Below are 20,560 nucleotides of genomic sequence, written 5' to 3'. Positions count from 1 at the left end.
GCACTACTTCTTTTCCTTCAATTTCGTGTCTGCGTCATGTGCCGCAGCAACGAAGAACGAGATTCTATCAGAACTTTTTATTCCTTGCTCGACTTCGACGCCACTACTCACATCGACCGCCCAAGGCCGCACCGATTCGATGGCCGCGCCGACATTTTCCGCATTCAATCCGCCGGACAGGATCAACGGACGGGACATGGGATCAGCACGCACGTCATCCAGCAACGCGTAGTCGAAACCGTGTCCGCTGCCGCCATAGCCGGCGCTGTAGCTGTCGAACAACCATCCCGCGGCCTGGCCGTATGCGCGGCAAGTGGCTGCAAGGTTTTCCGCCGTCTCCAGGCCAGGCGCGCCGGCACGGAAGGCCCGCAGGTGGCGATGCCCGTAGCGCGCGCATTCCAGCGGCGTTTCGTCGCCGTGGAATTGCAGCAGGTCCGGACCGACTTCGCCCAACACCGTGCGCACCTCTTCTTCTTGCGCATTCACGAAAAGCGCGACGACGTCGACAAACGCCGGCACCCCGCGGCGCAATTGCGCGGCGCGAACAGGCGTGAGGCAGCGCTTGCTCTTGGGATAGAAGACGAATCCGATCGCGTCGACGCCGGCCGAAACGGCGGCTTCAATGTCTTCTTCGCGGGTCAGCCCGCAGATCTTTATGCGTGTACGCATGGCATTTTCTGGATGCGTCGCCCCGCGGCGACTGGATGGACCAGTATATCCGGCGGTGCAACGGCCCCGGTCAATGGCCCTACGCCCCGGGCGCGCCCAGCGTCGCCACCATGTTGTCGAAGCTGCCCTCGGCCATGCGGAACCACGGGACCTGCTTGCCGCGGAAAGCCAGCATGCTGTCATAGAGCTTCTTGAACGTCGCGTCTTTGGCGCTTAGTTCATTGCAGGCCGCCACCGTGGCTTCGTACGCGGCTTGCAGCACCGGGCGCGGATACGCCTTCAATTGCGCGCCCCGCGACACCAACTCGCGCAGCGCATCCGGATTGTTGGCGTCGAACGTGGCGATCATCTCGTTGCTCGCCGCGGCGCAGGCCAAGGACAGCGCGGTCTGGTAGGATTTGGGCAGTTCGCCATAAGCATCCTGATTCACGTACAGCGACAACTGCTGCGTGCCGGCCCACCAGCCCGGAAAGTAATAGTTGCGCGCGACCTCGAACAGCGCGAGCCGCTCATCGTCGAACGGGCCGATCGTCGCCGCTCCATCCACCACGCCTTGCGCCAGCGCGGCATGCAGGTCGCCCGCGGGAATATCGACGGGTGTCGCGCCCAGTCGCGACAGAATGTGGCCGGCAAAACCATCGGCCGCCACCTTCAGACCGCGCAGGTCATCAAGCGTCTTGATCTCGCCGCGGAACCACCCGCCCATCTGCGCGCCGGTGTAGCCGCAGGGAAAATTCAGGATGCCGAACTTGGCGAAGGCCTCGCGCGTCAGCGCCAGGCCCTCGCCTTTGCGCATCCATGCGTTCATCTGGCGCGTGTTCAAACCAAATGGCACGCCGCCATCAAAGCAAAGCGCGGGATCGGTGGAAAAGTACCGGGCCGATGACGCATGACCGCATTCAACGATGCGGTGCTGCACGGCCTCCAGCGCCTGGCCGGGCTGGAACAACTGGCCGGCAGGAAAGACCTCGATGTTGAAGCGCCCTTCCGTGACCTCGGCCACGTAGCGCGAAACGTCGGCAGCCCCCGCGAACAGCGTGGCCGCGTCGGCCGAAAAATCCGAAGCCAGCCGCCATGTGAGGTTGGGCGCGTCCTGCGCAATGGCGGGAGCGGCCAGCACGGCGCTGCCGGCGGCGGCGCCCAGGGCGGTCTGCTTCAGAAACGCGCGGCGTTGCATGGCGCATGCCTCCAGAAAGGCGCGGGATCCCGCCGGCTGCGCGGCGGCTTCCCTAATAGGATTGAGTAAAGGGCGACAGCAGCGACACACCGCCATCGAGCTCGCGCAGCCCGAAGGCTTCGGGGTAATCGATGCTGGCAAGGTACAGGCCGTCCGGCGCAAAGGTGGGCGCGCCGCGTTTGCGGTCGCGCCACGCCAGAAGCTGCGTCATCCAGTCCACCGATTCCCTGCCCTGCCCCACTTGCAGCAGCGCGCCCATGATGTTGCGCACCATGTGATGCAGAAAGGCATTTGCCTTCAGCGTGAAGACGAGGAACGGTCCGCGCTCTTCGATTTCGAGGCTGTGCATATGCCGCACCGGGTGCTTGGCCTGGCATTGCGAGGAACGGAAGCTGGAAAAATCATGTTCGCCGACCAGCGCTTTGGCGGCCGCGCGCATGGCGTCCACATCGAGCGGCTGAAAGCACCAGCCGGCACGCCCCGCCCACAGAGCGGGCCGCACCCGGCCGCGCCAGAGCAGATAAACGTAAGTGCGAGCGCGCGCCGAAAAGCGTGCGTGGAATTCGTCGGACACTTCCTCGGCCCACTGCACCGAAATGCTGGGCGGCAGAAACGCATTGACGCCACGCACCCAGGATTCGGTCTCGCGATTCAGCGCGGTGTCCAGATGGACCACCTGCATCGCGCCATGCACGCCGGTGTCGGTGCGCCCGGCGCAGATCGTGGGCACCGGCTCGGTGACGCCACAGAAACTGGCCAGGGCGGATTCCAGCGAATCCTGCACCGTTTGCCGGTGCGGCTGTGTCTGCCAACCCTGCCAGGCGGAGCCGTCATACGCCAGCCCCAATGCAACTCTAGACATGCTTCAAACCCGAGGACCGCCGATACGGCGCGGTTCGTCCGTGGGCGGTACGTCCAGGTCGAGATTGATGGTGTCGAGCTTGCGGTTCAGCGCTGCCGTATCCAGCGCCGGCTCGTTGTAGGTATAGCTGTCCTCGTCATCGTCTTCACGCCGCGCGCCGGCCCGGCGCAACAGCCAGGCAATGGCGAAGGCGACCAGCGCCAGCACCGCGGTAACGATCACGAGAAGATTGTCGGCCAGCCAGCCGGGCATGCCAGTCTGCACAGTTTTGTCCGGAAGCGTGCCGACGGGTTTGTCGGCGTCGGAGGGAGTGGAGGCGGCGGCGCCGGGGGTGTTTGCTGCGTTCGGAGTGCTTGCTGCGCCCGGGGTGCCTGTTGCGCCCGAAGTGCCTGCTGCGCCCGAAGTGCCTGCTGCGCCCGAGGTGCCTGCTGCGCCCGAGGCGCCTGCTGCACCCGGGGTGCCTGCTGCGCCCGAGGTGCCTGCTGCGCCCGAGGTGCCTGCTGCGCCCGGGGTGCTTGCTGCGCCCGGTGTGCCCGCTGCGCCTGGTGTGCCCGCTGCGCCTGGTGTGCCCGCTGCGCCCGGGGTGCCTGCTGCGCCAGGTGTGCTTGCTACGCCTGGAGTGCCTGCTGTACCCGAAGTGCCTGTTGCTCCCGAAGTGCCGGTGGCACCCGCAGTGCCTGTTGCACCCGATGTGCCGGCGGCACCCGACGCGCCTGCCGCACCGGAAGCTCCTGCTGCGCCCGGCGTGCCTGCTGCACTCGTAGCACCTGCTGCACCGGTAGCACCTGCTGCACCCGTAGCACCCGCTGCGCCCGGCGTACCCGCCGCACCCGTAGCGCCCGCTGCACCCGGCGTACCCGCTGCGCCCGGAGCACCCGCTGCACCAGGAGTACCCGCTGCTCCCGAAGCGCCCCCGGCACCCGAACTACCTGCCGCGCCTGGCGCACCCGCTGCACCGGTAGCGCCCGAAGCACCAGCCGCGCCTGCCCCGGCCGCAGCCGATTGCTGCGCAACAGCCTTCGTCAACTCGTCCACATTGGCTTGAAGCTGATTCACGCGCCCTTGCGTGTCAGCCAGCGCGCGATCGGCGGACGTCTTGGCATCCGCCTGCGCCTCGGCCTGCGCGGCCGCGCCGTCCTGCGCCTGGCCGGTTGACAGCCGAACCCGGTCTTGCGTCGGCGCGGCGGTGGCGACGCCCGTGTCAGCCGGCGGCGCGACCGTGCCGGAGGCGGCGTCCTGGCCCTTGACCACCGACGGATTCGCCCCTGCCGCCGCACCCACGCGGCCGCGATACTTCGCGTACGCCTCGGCATGCTCGTTGAAAATGCGGCGGGCTTCGGCCGGATCGATGGCGCGCACCGTGGCGGCGTCCGGAATCTTGAGCGTCTGGCCGGATCGCACCAGATTCATGTTGTTCTGGATGAAGGCCTGCGGATTGGCGCGCCACAGCGCGACCAGCATCTGATAGACCGACGCGTTCGGCACCGCATTGCGCTGCGCGATGGCAAACAGATAATCGCCCGACTTCACCGTGACCGTGCCCGACGTGCCGCCCGCGCGGCCCGGGGCGCCCACGGCGGCGGGCGTGACATCGGCGCTGGTGCCGCGCAGCGGCACCAGAATGCTGACCTGCACCTGCCGCTGTCCCGAACTGGAATTGATGTCCAGCAGCAGATCCACGGCCCCGCCCGCCGGCGCCTGCGTGGACCGCACCCGCAGATTCTTGCGCGTGGGATCCATCCCGTCTTCGACGCGGACCACCATGCTGGCAAGCGGCACCGGCGGCTTGACGCCCGCGCGCTGCCAAGCGGCTTCGTCGGCAATGGAAACCTTGAGTGAGCTGATCTCTTCGGGCGTCAATTCCTGCAGACCCACGGTCGCCTGCAGCGGCGCGCCCGGTACGGAAACGACGCGCGAATGCCCGACGCGCATTGCCAGCGCCGACCCGCAGACGCTTGAGCCGATCGCCAGCGCAATGGCCCACTGCAGGGCTTTCAAACGGCGGGCATGCTTCACTTGGCGCGAACGCTGGGTCATAAGCTGGAATTCCGTTCTTGTAATCGAATTACGGGCCTGAGCCCATTCGCGCCATTTGCAGCGCAAAAAACAGCCTCAATTCACCCGAAAAGTGTAATGGATGGCGCGCATTTCACAAACCTGAACAAGGCGCGCTCGTTGACTGACAGCCGCGCGCGGGGCCTTTTTGCCGGCCGCATGCGCACGGCGCGAAGCCGCACTGCGCCACGATGGTGCACCTCGACCATTCGCACGATCCCGCCCCACGCCAAAAAACAAAGGGCACCCGAAGGTGCCCTGACTGCATCATTGCGCGAAACGGGCAGCTGAAACAGCCGCCCGGCGCGGCATCAGGCTTCGTTCAGCGCGATGCGCAGCATACGGCGCAGCGGCTCGGCGGCGCCCCACAGCAGTTGGTCGCCGACCGTGAAGGCGCCCAGGTATTGCGAGCCCATCGACAGCTTGCGCAGGCGGCCCACCGGAATGTCCAACGTGCCGGTGACGGCCACGGGCGTCAGCGCGGAAACGGTGGCTTCCTTGGTGTTGGGAACAACCTTGGCCCACTGCGTGCCTTGCGCGATGAGGGCTTCGATCTCGTCCAGCGGCACGTCGCGCTTGAGCTTGATGGTCAGCGCCTGGCTGTGGCAGCGCATGGCGCCGATGCGCACGCACAGGCCGTCGATCGGGGTGGGCGCCGTGCCGAAGGCGGCGCCGCGGCCCAGGATCTTGTTGGTTTCGACTTCGCCCTTCCACTCTTCCTTGGACATCCCATTGCCCAGATCCTTGTCGATCCAGGGAATCAGGTTGCCGCCGAGCGGCACGCCGAAGTGTTCGTGGGGCAGCGCATCGTCTTTCTGCTTGGCCAGCACGCCGCGGTCGATTTCCAGGATGGCGGAGGCCGGGTCGTCCAGCAGGGACTTGACCGACTGGTTGATCTCGCCGAACTGGGTCAGCAGTTCACGCATGTGTTGCGCGCCGCCGCCGGACGCGGCCTGGTAGGTCATGGAGGTCATCCATTCCACCAGATCGTTGTTGAACAGGCCGGCCAGACCCATCAGCATGCAGCTGACCGTGCAGTTGCCGCCGATGAAGTTGCGCACGCCGCGCTTGAGCGCCGCGTCGATCACCGGGCGGTTGACCGGGTCCAGCACGATGATGGCGTCGTCGGCCATGCGCAGGGTGCTGGCCGCGTCGATCCAGATGCCGTTCCAGCCCGCGCCGCGCAGCTTGGGATAGACCTCGGACGTGTAGTCGCCGCCTTGCGCCGTCACGATGATCGGCAGTTTTTTCAGAGCGTCAATGTTGTAGGCGTCTTGCAGCGGACCTGCGCCCGTCGCCCAAGTGGGCGCGGCGCCGCCAGCGTTGCTGGTGGAGAAAAACACCGGTTCGATCAGTGCGAAGTCGTTCTCGTCGCGCATGCGTTGCATGAGCACCGAGCCGACCATACCGCGCCAGCCGACAAGGCCTACTGCTTGATTCATTTCAATCGCTCTTTAAAGGGGGTGACAAGATAAGGAGGGGGAAATTCCGTGCAATTCAACAATTTATCAGAATGCACGCAGGGATGTTGCACTGCAGCTGGAAAAAAACGGGGCCGCCTTGCGGCGGCCCCGTCACGCATCCCGATCAGGCCAGCGCCTTGAGGACTGCGTCGCCCATGCCGGCGGTGCTGACCTTCGTCGTGCCGGGTTCGAAGATGTCGGCGGTGCGCAGGCCGCTGGCCAGCACGCTGCGCACGGCCGCTTCGATGCGGTCCGCCTGCGGCGCGAGGTTCAGCGAGTAGCGCAGCAACATGGCCGCCGACAGGATTGTCGCCAGCGGGTTGGCGATTCCCTGCCCCGCGATGTCCGGCGCCGAACCATGGCTGGGCTCGTACAGGCCCTGGCCGCCGGCGTTCAGCGAGGCCGAGGGCAGCATGCCGATCGAACCCGTCAGCATGGCCGCTTCATCGGAGAGGATGTCGCCGAACAGGTTGCCGGTGACGATGACGTCGAACTGACGCGGGTTGCGCACCAGCTGCATGGCCGCGTTGTCGACATACATGTGCGACAGCTCCACGTCCGGGTACTCGCGCGCCACTTCGATCACGATGTCGCGCCAGAACTGCGAGGTCTCGAGCACGTTGGCCTTGTCGACGCTGCACAGCTTCTTGTTGCGCTTCTGCGCCGATTCGAAGCCGATGCGCGCGATGCGGCGCACTTCGGATTCGGCGTAGCGCATGGTGTCGTAGCCTTCGCGCTCGCCGGAGAAGGCGCCGTCCGGCGACGAACGCACGCCGCGCGGCGTGCCGAAATAGATGTCGCCGGTGAGTTCGCGGATGATCAGGATGTCCAGACCGGACACGATCTCCGGCTTGAGCGACGAGGCGCTGGCCAGTTCCGGATACAGGATGGCCGGACGCAGGTTGGCGAACAGGCCCAGCGCCTTGCGCAGGCCCAGAATGGCCTGTTCCGGACGGAATTCGCGCGGCAGCGTGTCGTACTTCCAGTCGCCGACCGCGCCGAACAGCACGGCGTGCGATTCCTTGGCCAGGTTCAGCGTGGCGGGCGGCAGCGGGTGTTCGAACTGATCGAACGCCGCGCCGCCGACGGGCGCCTGCTTGATGTCGAAGGGCACGTCCAGCGCCTTCAGGACGCGCACGGCCTGTTCGACGATTTCCGGGCCGATGCCGTCACCGGGCAAGACTGCGATGTTGTGGGTCATTGAATAGCGATCCTGTGTCGATGGTTTGATCAGGCAATGGGGCGGCTTTCGAGCCACGGATGACGGGCCAGGCGCTCGGCCTCGAAGGCGCGGATCTTGTCCGAATGGCGCAGCGTCAGACCGATGTCGTCGAAGCCGTTCAGGAGGCAATACTTGCGGAAGGGTTCGATGTCGAAACCCATGGCGCGGCCGTCCGCGGCGATCACGACCTGGCGGTCCAGATCGATGTTCAGCTTGTAGTTCGGGAAGGCTTTCACTTCGTCGAAGAGACGCGCGACTTCCAGCTCGGACAGCACGATCGGCAAGAGGCCGTTCTTGAAGCTGTTGTTGAAGAAGATATCGGCGTACGACGGCGCGATGATGGCGCGGAAACCGAACTGCGTCAGCGCCCAGGGCGCGTGCTCGCGGCTGGAGCCGCAACCGAAGTTCTTGCGGGCCAGCAGCACCGAGGCGCCTTGGTAACGCGGCTGGTTCAGCACGAAATCCGGATTGAGCGGACGTTTGCTGTTGTCCATGCCCGGCTCGCCGTGATCCAGATAGCGCAGCTCGTCAAACAGATTGGGGCCAAAGCCCGTGCGCTTGATGGACTTGAGGAACTGCTTGGGGATGATGAGGTCCGTATCGACGTTTTCGCGGTCGAGCGGCGCCACCAGGCCTTCGTGAGTGGTAAATGCTTGCATGATGTCTACTCGGTGCTTGACGCTTAACGGAACGTGCGGACGTCGACGAAATGGCCGGCGACGGCTGCGGCGGCGGCCATGGCCGGGCTGACCAGGTGCGTGCGGCCGCCCTGCCCTTGCCGGCCCTCGAAGTTGCGGTTCGAGGTCGAGGCGCAACGTTCGCCGGGTTCGAGGCGGTCGGCGTTCATGGCCAGGCACATCGAACAGCCCGGTTCGCGCCATTCAAAGCCGGCTTCGATGAAGATCTTGTCCAAGCCTTCGCGTTCGGCCTGCTGCTTGACCAGGCCCGAGCCCGGCACCACCATCGCCTGGCGCACATTGGACGCCACGCGCTTGCCGCGCGCCACGACCGCCGCGGCGCGCAGGTCTTCGATGCGCGAGTTCGTGCACGAACCGATGAACACGCGATCCACGCGGATGTCGGTCAGCGGGGTGTTGGGCTTTAAGCCCATGTATTCCAGCGCGCGCTCCATGCCGCTGCGGCGCACGTCGTCTTTTTCGCGATCGGGGTCCGGCACGCGGGAATCCACCGGCAGCACCATTTCGGGCGACGTGCCCCAGGTGACCTGAGGCTTGATGTCGCGCGCGTTGACTTCGACGACGGTGTCGAACTTGGCGCCTTCGTCGGTGTGCAGGGTGCGCCAATATTTGACAGCCTGATCCCACACGACGCCGGTGGGCGCGAACGGGCGGCCACGGAAGTATTCAACGGTCTTGTCGTCGACGGCGACCATGCCTGAACGGGCGCCGGCTTCGATCGCCATGTTGCAGACGGTCATGCGGCCTTCGACGGAGAGCGCGCGGATCGTGCTGCCCGCAAACTCGATGGCGTGACCCGTGCCGCCGGCCGTGCCGATGATGCCGATGACGTGCAGCACGACGTCCTTGGCCGTACAGCCGAAGGGCAGTTCGCCTTCGACCTTGATGAGCATGCTCTTGGCTTTCTTCATGAGCAGCGTCTGCGTGGCCAGCACGTGCTCGACTTCGGACGTGCCGATGCCGAAGGCCAGCGCGCCCAGCGCGCCGTGCGTGCTGGTGTGCGAGTCGCCACAGACCACGGTCATGCCCGGCAGGGTCGCGCCCTGCTCCGGTCCGATGACGTGCACGATGCCCTGGCGCAGGTCGTTCATGCGGAATTCCGTGATGCCGTACTTGCCGCAGTTGGCATCCAGCGTATCCACCTGCAGACGCGAGATCGGGTCGTCGATGCCCTGCGCGCGGTTCATCGTGGGCACGTTGTGGTCGGCTACCGCGAGGTTGGCGCCGGTGCGCCACGGCTTGCGGCCAGCGATCGTCAGCCCCTCGAACGCCTGCGGGCTGGTGACCTCGTGCAACAGGTGGCGATCAATATAGAGCAGACAGGTGCCGTCTGATTCCTGGTGGACGATGTGGGCGTCCCAGAGTTTGTCGTAAAGGGTTTGGGCCATGGATGCGCTCTGCAAATAGACAATCCGGCTTGAGCCGCGCGCAGGGAAAACGCTTCCCTGCCGCGCCAACTGCTGCGGCATGAAAGGGATTATGCCCAGCCACCAAACCTAGTACAAGCACACCTTATATACCAGTACCACCACTACCATGCTGACCCCACTACCAAGGGGGAACGCGCTCGGTGTGTCGACTTGTTGCATAACCGGTAAAACACGCTCCCATATTTGCGACAGATACAAATTGGTAAACAAAATAGATACAGAACTCTCAAATAGATATAATCGCCAAACGCCCCGAAAACGATTGCTTCGAAATAGTACGTAATAATCCGTATTAATAGAAATAAATACATTTCGGTTAGGCAACGTTCGTGCAAATTCGAAGAGGTAGCTAGATGTTGCGCGAAATTCATCTTATGGACCGCCAGTAACAATCCTCAAGACTTAACAAATCTTGACTCGCCAAAACTGACATTTACATACAACATGGCGGCCATTCAATCTCAACTTGACTCGCGAATAATCACTATGGCTTCGTTTTTGCTCAAAAGCACGACCTCGGTCCTTGCCCTTGCATTTGCTCCCGCCGTTTTTGCACAGTCCGCGACGCCCGTCGCTGCCGCACCCGCCGGGCAACCGCAAGTGACGTTGAATCAGATCGTTGAACAGACCCTGCTCAGCAATCCGGAAATCCAGGCCAAGTACCACGACTTCCAGGCGTCCCTGGAAGGCCAGGCCGTCGCCCGCGCCGCCTACTTCCCGCAGATCAATGCACAGGGTTACCTGGGCCGCGAATGGCGAAACAACGTGCCCGGCGTCGGCTCGCAGAGCTGGAACCGCCCCGGCTGGAGCGTCGAACTGCGCCAGCTGATTTTTGATGGCTTCCGCACCACCAACGACGTCAAGCAAGCCGGTTTCGACAAGCTGGCGCGCTTCTATGACGTGCTGGCCACCAGCGACAACACCGCGTTCACCGCCGTGCAGGCCTATATCGACCTGCAGCGCTACCGCGACATGGAGCTGCTGGCCCGCCAGAACTACTCGCTGCACGAAAGCACTCTCAAGCAGATCGGCGAGCGCACGGAATCCGGCGTCGGCCGGCGTGTCGACCTGGAACAGGCCGGCGGCCGTCTGTCGCTGGCCCAGACCAACCTGATGACCGAGACGGCCAACCTGCTGGACGTGCAGCAGCGCTTCCAGCGCGTGACCGGCGCCTTCCCGCCGGAATCGATGCTGCCGGCCCCGGATATCGCCGACAAGCTGCCCAAGGCCCCCGGCAACTTCAATGAATCGCTGCGCCGCAACCCCAGCTTCCTGTCCAAGCAGGCAAGCCTGCAGGCCGCGCAGGCGGGTGTGCAGTCGTCCAAGGGCGCGTTCTCGCCGAAGTTTGAATTTGTCGCCAACACGGGCCGCGACCAAAATGATCCGACCCCGCAGAGCCGCGACATCCAGAGCTCCAGCGTCCAGGTCGTGATGAGTTACAACCTGTACCGCGGCGGCGCGGACTCCGCCCGCGTGCGCCAGACCGCCAACCAGTCCTATGCCGCCCGCGACATCCGCGACTACACCTGCCGCAACGTGCAGCAGGACCTGGCCGTGGCCTGGAACAACATCACCAGCCTGAGCCAGAAGCTGCCCTTCCTGCGTGACCACGAAGTGGCCACGACCAAGGTTCGTGATGCGTACGCGCAACAGTTCCAGATTGGCCAGCGCTCTCTGCTGGACCTGCTGGACACGGAAAACGAACTGTTCGAATCGCGCCGCGCGCTGACCAATGCCATTTATGATCTGCGTCTTGCGCAGTACCGCTGGCTGGCCCTGTCCCACACCCTGCTGCCGGCGCTGTCGCTGCAACCCGCGCGCAATGAGATGCCCGAGGAAAACGGCAAGCTGGAAGTGTCGGACGAAGTGATCAAGCTGTGCAATTCGACCGTTCCGGATACCGCCCGACTGGCTCCCGTGCGCGTGCATTACAACGAAGGCACCCTGCCCCCCACGCTGGTGCCGGTGAACGCGCCTGCCGCCCGGCCCTAACCGGAGCAGCCGCAAGGAGGCCCAATGGCAAACAAGGGCAGTGATTTCTCGCAGTTGGACGCGGACTTTGTCCGCGTCCTTGAAGACTTAATTGACGCGTTGATCGCCAACGGCACCTTGCGGATGACAGACCTGCCTGTCCAGGCCCAGCAAAAGCTCACCCAGCGCAAGCAGCAGCGTGCGCGTCTCTCGGAACACCTCGACCTGTTGGATGACGAAGATGGACAAGTTATCTGAGAAGGCCGCCCGGGATTGGCGCGCTGATGCCCGCGCCGCGCACGACGATCCGCTGCTCGATTGCCTGGTGGAAATCACCCGCCTGCATGGCGTGACGGCCACCGCGCAAGCCTTGTCCTCGGGCCTGCCCCTCGAAGAACACCGCCTCACGCCCGCCCTGCTGCCTCGCGCGGCCGCGCGGGCGCAGCTTTCGGCACGCGTGGTCAAGCGCACGCTGGATGACATCTCGCAGGACCTCCTGCCGGCCATCCTGCTGCTCAAGGGTGAGCGCGCGTGCCTGCTGCTCAAGAAGGACGGCGGCAAATTCGTCGTCAGCCATCCCGAACTGGGCGGCAGCTCCTTCGAAATGGATCCGGCCGAACTGGCCGAGCAGTACAGCGGGCTGGTGTGCTTCGTCCGCCCGCAATTCCGCTTTGACGCCCGCGCCCCGGAAGTCGCCAAGGTGCGCGAGCGCCACTGGTTCTGGGCGGCCATCATGGAGAACCGCCGGCTGTACCGCGACGCCCTCGTCGCGGCGCTGCTGATCAACGTGTTCGCCATGGCAATGCCGCTCTTCACCATGAACGTGTACGACCGCGTGGTGCCGAACAACGCCGTCGAAACGCTGTGGGTGCTGGCCATCGGCATCACGCTGGTGGTGATCTTCAACATGATCCTCAGCACCGCGCGGTCCCATGTGGTGGACAGCGCCAGCAAACGGGTGGACGTGCGCCTGTCCGCGCAGATCATGGAACGCGTGCTGGACCTGCGCCTTGAAGGCCGCCCGGTCTCGGTCGGGTCCTTCGCGGCCAACCTGCGCTCGTTCGAATCCATCCGCGACTTCATCGCCTCGGCCACCATCACCACGCTGGTCGACCTGCCCTTCATCCTGCTGTTTCTGGCCGCCCTGGCCTGGATTTCGCCGTGGATGATCCTGCCGCCGCTGGTCGCGATCGTGCTGATCCTGCTGGTGTCGCTGGCCGCGCAGGCGCGCATGGAAGCGCTGACGATGGCTTCGTTCCAGGCTTCGTCGCAACGCAACGCCACGCTGGTCGAAGCGCTGACCGGCCTGGAAGCCGTCAAGACGCTGAACGCCCAGGGCGCGATCCAGCGCAACTGGGAACGCGCCACCGAATTCATCGCGCAGACGGGCGGCAAGCTCAAGCTGATCTCGTCGTCCACGGTCGGATTCGTGCAGGCGGTGCAGCAGCTTGTCTCGATTTCCGTCGTGATCATCGGCGTGTATCTGGCCCAGGAATCGGCGCTGTCGATGGGCGGCATCATTGCCGCCTCCATGATCGCCGGCCGCTGCCTCGCGCCGCTGGGCCAGGTCGCGGGCCTGCTGATGCAGTACCAGAACGCGCGCACGTCGCTCGGTTCCATCGACAACTACATGAAGATGCCGATCGAGCGTCCGGCCGAAGCCGAGTTCCTGCATCGCCCCGTGTTCCACGGCGGCCTGGAATTCCGCGACGTGACCTTCGCGTATCCCGGCAGCACGCAGCCGGTGCTCAAGAAGGTGTCGTTCAAGCTCAAGCCGGGCGAAAAGGTCGGCATCATCGGCCGCATCGGCTCGGGCAAGACGACGCTCGAAAAGCTGGCGCTGGCCCTGTACCAGCCCACCGAAGGCGCCGTGCTGCTGGACGGCGTGGATGTGCGCCAGATCGACCCGGCCGACGTGCGCCGCGCCATCGGTCACGTTCCCCAGGATCCCCTGCTCTTTTACGGCAGCCTCAAGCACAACCTGGCGATGGGCGCGCCCTACGCCGACGACGCCAGCATCCTGGCGGCGGCCAACATGGCCGGCGTGACCGAATTTGCCAACCTGCATCCCAACGGTTTCGACATGATCATCGGCGAGCGCGGCGAATCGCTCTCCGGCGGCCAGCGCCAGTCGGTGGCCGTGGCCCGCGCGCTGATCAACGATCCGCCGATCCTGCTGCTGGACGAGCCCAGCAGCAATATGGACCACCAGAGCGAAGCCCAGCTTCGCAAGCGCCTGGGTGAAGCCAGCGCGACCAAGACGATCCTGCTGGTGACGCACCGCACCGCGCTCCTTGAACTGGTCGACCGCCTGATCGTGATCGACAACGGCCATATCGTGGCCGACGGTCCGAAGGAACAAGTTGTCGAAGCCCTGCGTCAAGGACGCGTTGGACGCGGAAGCTGAGAAGACCATGCTGAACAATCCTGGAGCCCCCAAGCACGGTTTCTTTGGCAACCTGCTGCGCGCCCCGCGCAACCTTTTCGTCTTCTTCTTCGATCGCCTGCTGGACGGCGCCGAGAAAGGCAAGCCCGCCCAGCGGTCGGACTACATCGGCAACGCCGAATGGGTCATCCACGAGTCCCAGGCGCGCGGCTCGCGCATCCTGCTGTGGACCTCGCTGCTGGCCACGATGGGCCTGCTCATCTGGGCCGGCTTTGGCAGCATCGACGAAGTGGTCCGCGGCGAAGGCAAGGTCGTGCCGTCCCGTCAGGTGCAGATCATCCAGAGCCTGGACGGCGGTATCGTCCAGGAAATCCTGGTGCGCCCCGGCCAGGAAGTCGAGGCCGGCGAAATCCTGCTGAAGATCGATTCCACGCGCTTTACCTCGTCGCTGGGCGAGAACAACGCGGAGTACCTGTCGCTGCTGGCCAAGTCTGCCCGCCTGAAGGCGCTGGCCACGGGCGAGCCCTTCGTCACCCCCGAGGAAGTGCTCAAGCAGGCGCCCGGCCTGGGCGAGATGGAACGCAACGCCTTCCAGGCACGCAACACGGAGCTGAACGCCACCGTCAACGTCGCCCGCGAACAGCTCAAGCAACGCCAGGAAGACCTGCGCGAAACCATCGCCAAGCGCGACCAGGCCTCGGCAAGCTGCGGCCTGACCTCGCGCGAGCTGCAGGTGACCCGTCCGCTGCTCAAGAGCGGCGCGGTGTCCGAAGTCGACCTCCTGCGTCTGCAACGCGATGTGGCTCGCTATTGCGGCGAGCAGAAAGGCGCCGAGGCGCAGATCGACCGCTTCCAGGCCTCCATCAAGGAAGCCGAGAGCAAGATCCAGGAAGCCGAGTTGAACATCCGCAACCAGGCGCGCAGCGAGCTCTCGGAAACCAACACCAAGCTGGCCACGCTGCGCGAAGGCAAGGCCGCGCTGGTCGACCGCGTCAAGCTGGCCGAAGTGCGCGCCCCGGTGCGCGGCACCGTCAAGACGCTGTTCAACAACACGGTCGGTGGCGTGGTGCAGCCCGGCAAGGACATCATCGAGATCGTCCCCAAGGACGACACGCTGCTGCTCGAAGTGCGCATCCAGCCGCGCGACATCGGTTTCCTGCACGCGGACCAGAAGGCCGAGGTCAAGTTCACGGCCTACGACTTCGCGATCTACGGGGGCCTGGAAGGCCGCGTGGAACAGATCGGCGCGGACACCGTGACCGACGAAAAAGGCAACTCGTTCTACGTCGTGCGCGTGCGCACCGACCGCAGCACGGTTGGCGACAAGCTGTTGCCCATCATCCCCGGGATGGTGGCGGAGGTTCATATCCTGACAGGCAAGCGCACGGTGCTCCAATACCTGCTCAAGCCCATTCTGCGGGCGAAGTCGAACGCCTTCACCGAACGTTAATGGAGAGCTTCAAGGCCTTATGAAACCCATTCCCGTCTTGTTGATTACGCACGACGACCTGCTCTGGCAGCACTGGCGCGCGCTTGACCCGGCGCGCTGGATGGCTGCCCGCGGGCGAGGCCTGGCGGATCTGCAACGCTGGCGAGAACAAGGCCGTACGCTGGCGGTGCTGGATGCCGACGTGCCCAAGCTCCCCTCCTGGCACGATCCGGCCTGGACACCGACGCTGGCCGGCCTGCATGTCGTGGTCGCCAGCGCCAGCCCCAACGACGAGCAAGGCACGCAGGCGCTGGGCGCCGGCGCCCACGGCTACTGCCACAGCTATGCGCAACCCGCCGCGATGGCGCAGGCGCTGGAAGTCGTCGCCTCCGGCGGCATCTGGATGGGACGCTCACTGGTGTCCCGCCTGCTCAAGCTCGTCACCGAGCGTGCGCAGGACGCCCACGCCTGGGACGGCGGCCGGCTGACCGAGCGCGAAATCACCGTTGCGCGCTACGCCGCCAGCGGCCAGGCCAACGCCCAGATCGCCGATTCGCTGGGCATCACCGAACGCACGGTCAAGGCGCATCTGTCAGCGGTTTTCGACAAGCTTGGCGTGACCGACCGCCTGCAGCTTGCGCTGCTGGTTCACGGCATTTCCGCACCCACCGACGCGCGCAGCAAAATCACTGCGTAAACCTGTCCTCAAGGACAATATCCGCCGGCAGCGGCGACCCGTAGTATCTGGCCATCTTGGATAACTCCCTGAAACGGAACCAACATGGCCAACTCCTCTCCCGCAGTCGTCAACGAAATCTCCGGTCGCGCGTGGATACGCAATAGCGACGGTTCCCTGACCGAACTGCATCAAGGCAGCAAAGTCCCCGCCGGCAGCGACATCGTCACTGCCTCGGGCGCCACGGTTTCGCTTCAGGTCGAAAACGGCATGCCGATCGTCATCGGCGAAGGCCGCGAAGTCGCGGTCAACGGCGACATGACCGGCCCGCTGGCCGATCCGACGGAAGCCGCGGTCGCGCCGCCCTCGGGCACCGATTCCGACCGTCTGTTGGCCGCCCTGCAAGCCGGCCGCGACCCGTTCGATGAGTTGGATCCCACGGCCGCGGTCGTGGCCGGCGGCGGCGAAGCCGGCGGCAGCAGCTTCGTCCGCCTGGCCCGCATCCTGGAAACCACCAGCCCGCTGGACCTGGCCTACCCGAATCCGGCGCGCGGCGACGACACCCTGCCCCGCGTTTCCGGCGCAGGACTGACCGGCGCTGACGGCGACGCCGCCGCCACGCCCACGACGCCCACGACGCCCGCCAACAACGCGCCCAACGCGCTGAACGACGCCGGCGCCGGCAACCAGGGCGCGCAAGTGCGCGGCAACCTGCTCGCCAACGACTCCGATCCCGACGGCGATCCCCTGGCGATCACCTCGATCAACGGCCGTCCGATGATTCCGGGCGGCGTCTCCGTGCTGGGCTCCACCGGCGGCACCTTCGTCGTCCAGCCCGACGGCAGCTACGTCTTCACCCCGGGCGGTCAGTACGACTACCTGGCCGCGGGCGAGACCGCGACCAGCACCATTTCGTACACCATCACCGACCCGAGCGGTGCGACCTCCACGGCGACCGTCGTCGTGACCATCACCGGCACCAATGATGGCCCGGTGTCGTCCGCGCTGACCAACCAGTCCGGCGTCGACGCCCAGACCGACGTGCGCTATGACGTGTCGGACCGGTTCTCCGACACGGACACCAGCGACAAGCTGACCTTCTCGGCCACCGGCCTGCCCCCGGGCCTGACCATCGACCCGAACACCGGCATCATCACCGGCACGATCGATCATTCCGCCTCGCAAGGCGGCAACAACGGCGTGTACACCGTGGTCGTGACCGCGACGGATCCGTCCGGCGCCTCGACCTCGCAGGAATTCCAGTGGGACGTGACCAACCCGGCGCCGACCGCGCTGGCCGATAGCGGCACGACCGACGAAGACACGTCGCTCACCGTCAACGCGCAGAACGGCGTGCTGTCCAACGATACCGATCCGGACGGCGACACGCTGACCGTTTCGCAGGTCAACGGCAATGCGGCCAATGTGGGCACGGCCGTGGCCGGCTCCAACGGCGGCACGTTCACGCTGAACGCCGACGGTTCGTACAGCTTCAATCCGGGTTCGGCGTTCCAGAACCTGGCGGCAGGCGAGACCACGTCCAGCGCGATCACCTACACGGTTTCCGATGGCCAGGGCGGCTCCAGCACCACGACGCTGACGGTCGAAATCACCGGCACCAACGACGCGCCCACGGTGACGACGCTGGAAAACCGCAACAACATGGACGGCGACACCGTCGAGTACAACCTGTCCGGCTTCTTCAAAGATGTCGACAATGGCGATGTGCTGACGTACTCCGTCGATCACATCCCGGGCGGCCTGACGTTCGACGAAACCACGGGCACGTTCACCGGCAAGTTCGCCAACTGGGCCTCGGACCACACCAACACGGGCGTCAAGGGCGAGTACCTCATCACCGTCACGGCCACCGACAAGTCCGGCGCCTCGGTCTCGCAGACCTTCCTCTGGAAGGTGGGCAACCCCGAGCCGACCGCCGTGGCGGACACCAACGCCACGACCGAAGACAACATCCTGGTGGTCGAACACCGCACCGAAGGCGTGCTGGGCAACGACACCGATCCGGACGGCGATCCGCTCCACGTTTCCGAAGTCAATGGCGTTGCCGCGGGCGTGGGATCGGCAGTGACCGGTTCGAACGGCGGCTCGTTCACGCTGAACGCCGACGGCACCTATACGTTCAATCCGGGCACCGCTTTCCAGTACTTGGGCGCGGGCCAGACGGCCACGACCTCGATCACCTACACGGTTTCGGACTTCCAGGGCGCCAGCTCCACCGCCACGCTGACCATCACCGTCACCGGCACCAACGACACCCCGATCCTGACTCCGGGCGTGACCCTGGACAACCAGGCCAGCAACGACAGCGACGTCGTGGTCGACCTGGACATCTCCAAGCAATTCAAGGACGTCGACGCCGGCGACAAGCTGTCCTACTCGGCTAACGGCCTGCCCCCCGGCCTGAAGCTGGATCCGGACACCGGCCTCATCACCGGCAAGATCGACTCCTCGGCCTCGCAAGGCGGCAATAACGGCGTCTACACCGTAATCATCACGGCCACCGACTCGCACGGCGCCGCAGTCAGCCAGACCTTCCAGTGGGACGTCAAGAACCCGGCTCCGACCGCCGCCAACGACGCCGGCACGACCGACGAAGACACGTCGCTGACCGTCACCGCCCAGAACGGCGTGCTGTCCAACGACACCGATGCCGACGGCGACAAGCTGCAGGTCTCGGCCGTCAACGGCCAGGCGGCCGGCGTGGGCACGGCGGTTGCCGGCTCCGACGGCGGCAGCTTCACGCTGAACGCCGACGGTTCGTACTCGTTCAATCCCGGTTCGGACTTCCAGAACCTGGGCGACAAGGCCACCGCCACCACCTCGATCACCTACACCGTGACCGACGCCGACGGCGCCACCTCCACCGCCACGCTGACCGTCACCGTCACCGGCACCAACGACACCCCGATCCTGACTCCGGGCGTGACCCTGGACAACCAGGCCAGCAACGACAGCGACGTCGTGGTCGATCTGGACATCTCCAAGCAGTTCAAGGACGTCGACGCCGGCGACAAGCTGTCCTACTCGGCTAACGGCCTGCCGCCCGGCTTGAAGCTGGATCCGGCCACGGGCGTGATCACGGGCAAGATCGACTCCTCGGCCTCGCAAGGCGGCAACAACGGCGTCTACACCGTCGTCATTACCGCGACCGACCTGTCGGGCGCCAAGGTCAGCCAGACGTTCGAATGGGACGTCAAGAACCCGGCTCCGACCGCCGCCGACGACGCCGGCAAGACCGACGAAGATTCGTCGCTGACCGTCACGGCCAAGGACGGCGTGCTGTCCAATGACAGCGATGCCGACGGCGACAAGCTGCAGGTCTCGGCCGTCAACGGCCAGGCGGCCGGCGTGGGCACGGCGGTTGCCGGCTCCGACGGCGGCAGCTTCACGCTGAACGCCGACGGTTCGTACTCGTTCAATCCCGGTTCGGACTTCCAGAACCTGGGCGACAAGGCCACCGCCACCACCTCGATCACCTACACCGTGACCGACGCCGACGGCGCCACCTCCACCGCCACGCTGACCGTCACCGTCACCGGCACCAACGACACCCCGATCCTGACTCCGGGCGTGACCCTGGACAACCAGGCCAGCAACGACAGCGACGTCGTGGTCGACCTGGACATCTCCAAGCAGTTCAAGGACGTCGACGCCGGCGACAAGCTGACCTTCTCGGCCAATGGCCTGCCCCCTGGCCTGAAGCTGGATCCGGTCACGGGCCTGATCACCGGCAAGATCGACTCCTCGGCCTCGCAAGGCGGCAACAACGGCGTCTATACCGTCGTCATTACCGCGACTGACCTGTCGGGCGCCAAGGTCAGCCAGACCTTCGAATGGGACGTCAAGAACCCGGCCCCGACTGCCGCCGACGACGCCGGCAAGACCGACGAAGATTCGTCGCTGACCGTCACGGCCAAGGACGGTGTGCTGTCCAATGACAGCGATGCCGACGGCGACGAACTGCACGTCTCGGCAGTCAATGGCCATGCGGCCGGCGTGGGCACGGCGATCGCCGGCTCCAACGGCGGCAGCTTCACGCTGAACGCCGACGGTTCGTACACCTTCAATCCTGGCCCCGACTTCCAGGCGCTGAATAACGGCGAAACGAAGGAAACGTCGATCACCTACACCGTGACAGACAAGGACGGCGCCAGCAGCACCGCCACCCTGACCGTCACGGTCACGGGTCAGACCGACGGTCCTCCGGTGGTCACCCCCGTTGACTCCGACGGCAACGTCACCAGCGCGCACAACAGCGTGGTGGAAGGCTCCGGCGCGACGGTTACCGGTTCGGTTGGCGTGTCGGCGGAAGCTGGCATTTCCACCGTCACCGTGGCTGGCCGCGACGTGACCGGCGCCTCCGCGGCGAACCCGGTCGTCATCACCACCGACAAGGGCGTGCTGACCGTCACGGGTTACAACGCTGCGACCGGTGTCATCTCCTACTCGTACAAGGAAACCGGCGGCGCCGACGATCACTCGGCGGGCGACGACTCGGTTC

The 20,560-nt window shown here is 65.4% G+C and carries 14 protein-coding genes; 6 read left to right on the top strand and 8 right to left on the bottom strand.

Annotated elements, in window-relative coordinates:
• Nucleotides 1-3 precede the first annotated feature (3 nt).
• The 8 genes from RT697_RS16775 to leuC all read right to left on the bottom strand — a co-directional run bounded on the left by RT697_RS16775 (nt 4) and on the right by leuC (nt 9,534).
• Entirely contained in the window at nt 4-669 is a 666-nt protein-coding gene (locus tag RT697_RS16775; protein WP_313700353.1) for a phosphoribosylanthranilate isomerase, read from the bottom strand.
• A 79-nt stretch (nt 670-748) separates the two neighbouring features.
• Complete coding sequence (locus tag RT697_RS16770; protein WP_313700352.1) at nt 749-1,846, bottom strand: ABC transporter substrate-binding protein; 1,098 nt, start codon at nt 1,844-1,846, stop codon at nt 749-751.
• Nucleotides 1,847-1,898: 52 nt separating this feature from the next.
• Entirely contained in the window at nt 1,899-2,708 is an 810-nt protein-coding gene (gene truA / locus RT697_RS16765; RefSeq protein ID WP_313700351.1) for a tRNA pseudouridine(38-40) synthase TruA, read from the bottom strand.
• 3 nt (nt 2,709-2,711) lie between these two features.
• Nucleotides 2,712-4,745: a FimV/HubP family polar landmark protein gene (locus RT697_RS16760; RefSeq protein ID WP_313700349.1), complete on the bottom strand. Its 2,034-nt coding sequence runs from the start codon at nt 4,743-4,745 to the stop codon at nt 2,712-2,714.
• A gap of 329 nt (nt 4,746-5,074) precedes the next feature.
• Complete coding sequence (gene asd / locus RT697_RS16755; RefSeq protein ID WP_175184985.1) at nt 5,075-6,205, bottom strand: aspartate-semialdehyde dehydrogenase; 1,131 nt, start codon at nt 6,203-6,205, stop codon at nt 5,075-5,077.
• A gap of 145 nt (nt 6,206-6,350) precedes the next feature.
• Nucleotides 6,351-7,427: a 3-isopropylmalate dehydrogenase gene (leuB, locus tag RT697_RS16750; RefSeq protein WP_056569572.1), complete on the bottom strand. Its 1,077-nt coding sequence runs from the start codon at nt 7,425-7,427 to the stop codon at nt 6,351-6,353.
• 29 nt (nt 7,428-7,456) lie between these two features.
• Nucleotides 7,457-8,107 (bottom strand): 3-isopropylmalate dehydratase small subunit, encoded by a 651-nt coding sequence (leuD, locus tag RT697_RS16745; protein WP_218343324.1) that lies wholly within the window; start codon nt 8,105-8,107, stop codon nt 7,457-7,459.
• Nucleotides 8,108-8,130: 23 nt separating this feature from the next.
• Nucleotides 8,131-9,534: a 3-isopropylmalate dehydratase large subunit gene (leuC, locus tag RT697_RS16740; protein ID WP_313700347.1), complete on the bottom strand. Its 1,404-nt coding sequence runs from the start codon at nt 9,532-9,534 to the stop codon at nt 8,131-8,133.
• Between the two features lie 528 nt (nt 9,535-10,062).
• Here leuC and RT697_RS16735 point away from each other — a divergent pair.
• The 6 genes from RT697_RS16735 to RT697_RS16710 form a co-directional block, all read left to right on the top strand.
• Nucleotides 10,063-11,568 (top strand): TolC family outer membrane protein, encoded by a 1,506-nt coding sequence (locus tag RT697_RS16735; protein WP_175184984.1) that lies wholly within the window; start codon nt 10,063-10,065, stop codon nt 11,566-11,568.
• A gap of 24 nt (nt 11,569-11,592) precedes the next feature.
• Nucleotides 11,593-11,805 carry a hypothetical protein gene (locus RT697_RS16730; RefSeq protein ID WP_105238190.1) on the top strand — a complete coding sequence of 71 codons (213 nt, stop codon included), beginning with the start codon at nt 11,593-11,595 and terminating at the stop codon, nt 11,803-11,805.
• Nucleotides 11,789-13,954 carry a type I secretion system permease/ATPase gene (locus RT697_RS16725; protein ID WP_409517449.1) on the top strand — a complete coding sequence of 722 codons (2,166 nt, stop codon included), beginning with the start codon at nt 11,789-11,791 and terminating at the stop codon, nt 13,952-13,954. Before RT697_RS16730 ends, RT697_RS16725 begins: the two co-directional genes overlap by 17 nt.
• A 7-nt stretch (nt 13,955-13,961) precedes the next feature.
• Complete coding sequence (locus RT697_RS16720) at nt 13,962-15,383, top strand: HlyD family type I secretion periplasmic adaptor subunit (RefSeq protein WP_313700343.1); 1,422 nt, start codon at nt 13,962-13,964, stop codon at nt 15,381-15,383.
• Between the two features lie 19 nt (nt 15,384-15,402).
• Nucleotides 15,403-16,059 (top strand): response regulator transcription factor, encoded by a 657-nt coding sequence (locus RT697_RS16715; RefSeq protein ID WP_313700341.1) that lies wholly within the window; start codon nt 15,403-15,405, stop codon nt 16,057-16,059.
• Between the two features lie 84 nt (nt 16,060-16,143).
• Nucleotides 16,144-20,560 (top strand): retention module-containing protein (locus RT697_RS16710; protein WP_313700339.1); only part of this gene is annotated, 4,417 nt, incomplete at its 3' end.

Source organism: Achromobacter sp. (assembly GCF_032113835.1).
Lineage (GTDB): Bacteria > Pseudomonadota > Gammaproteobacteria > Burkholderiales > Burkholderiaceae_B > Achromobacter.
Note: the sequence above shows the minus strand (reverse complement) of the source record. Positions and strands in the feature narration are given on the sequence as shown.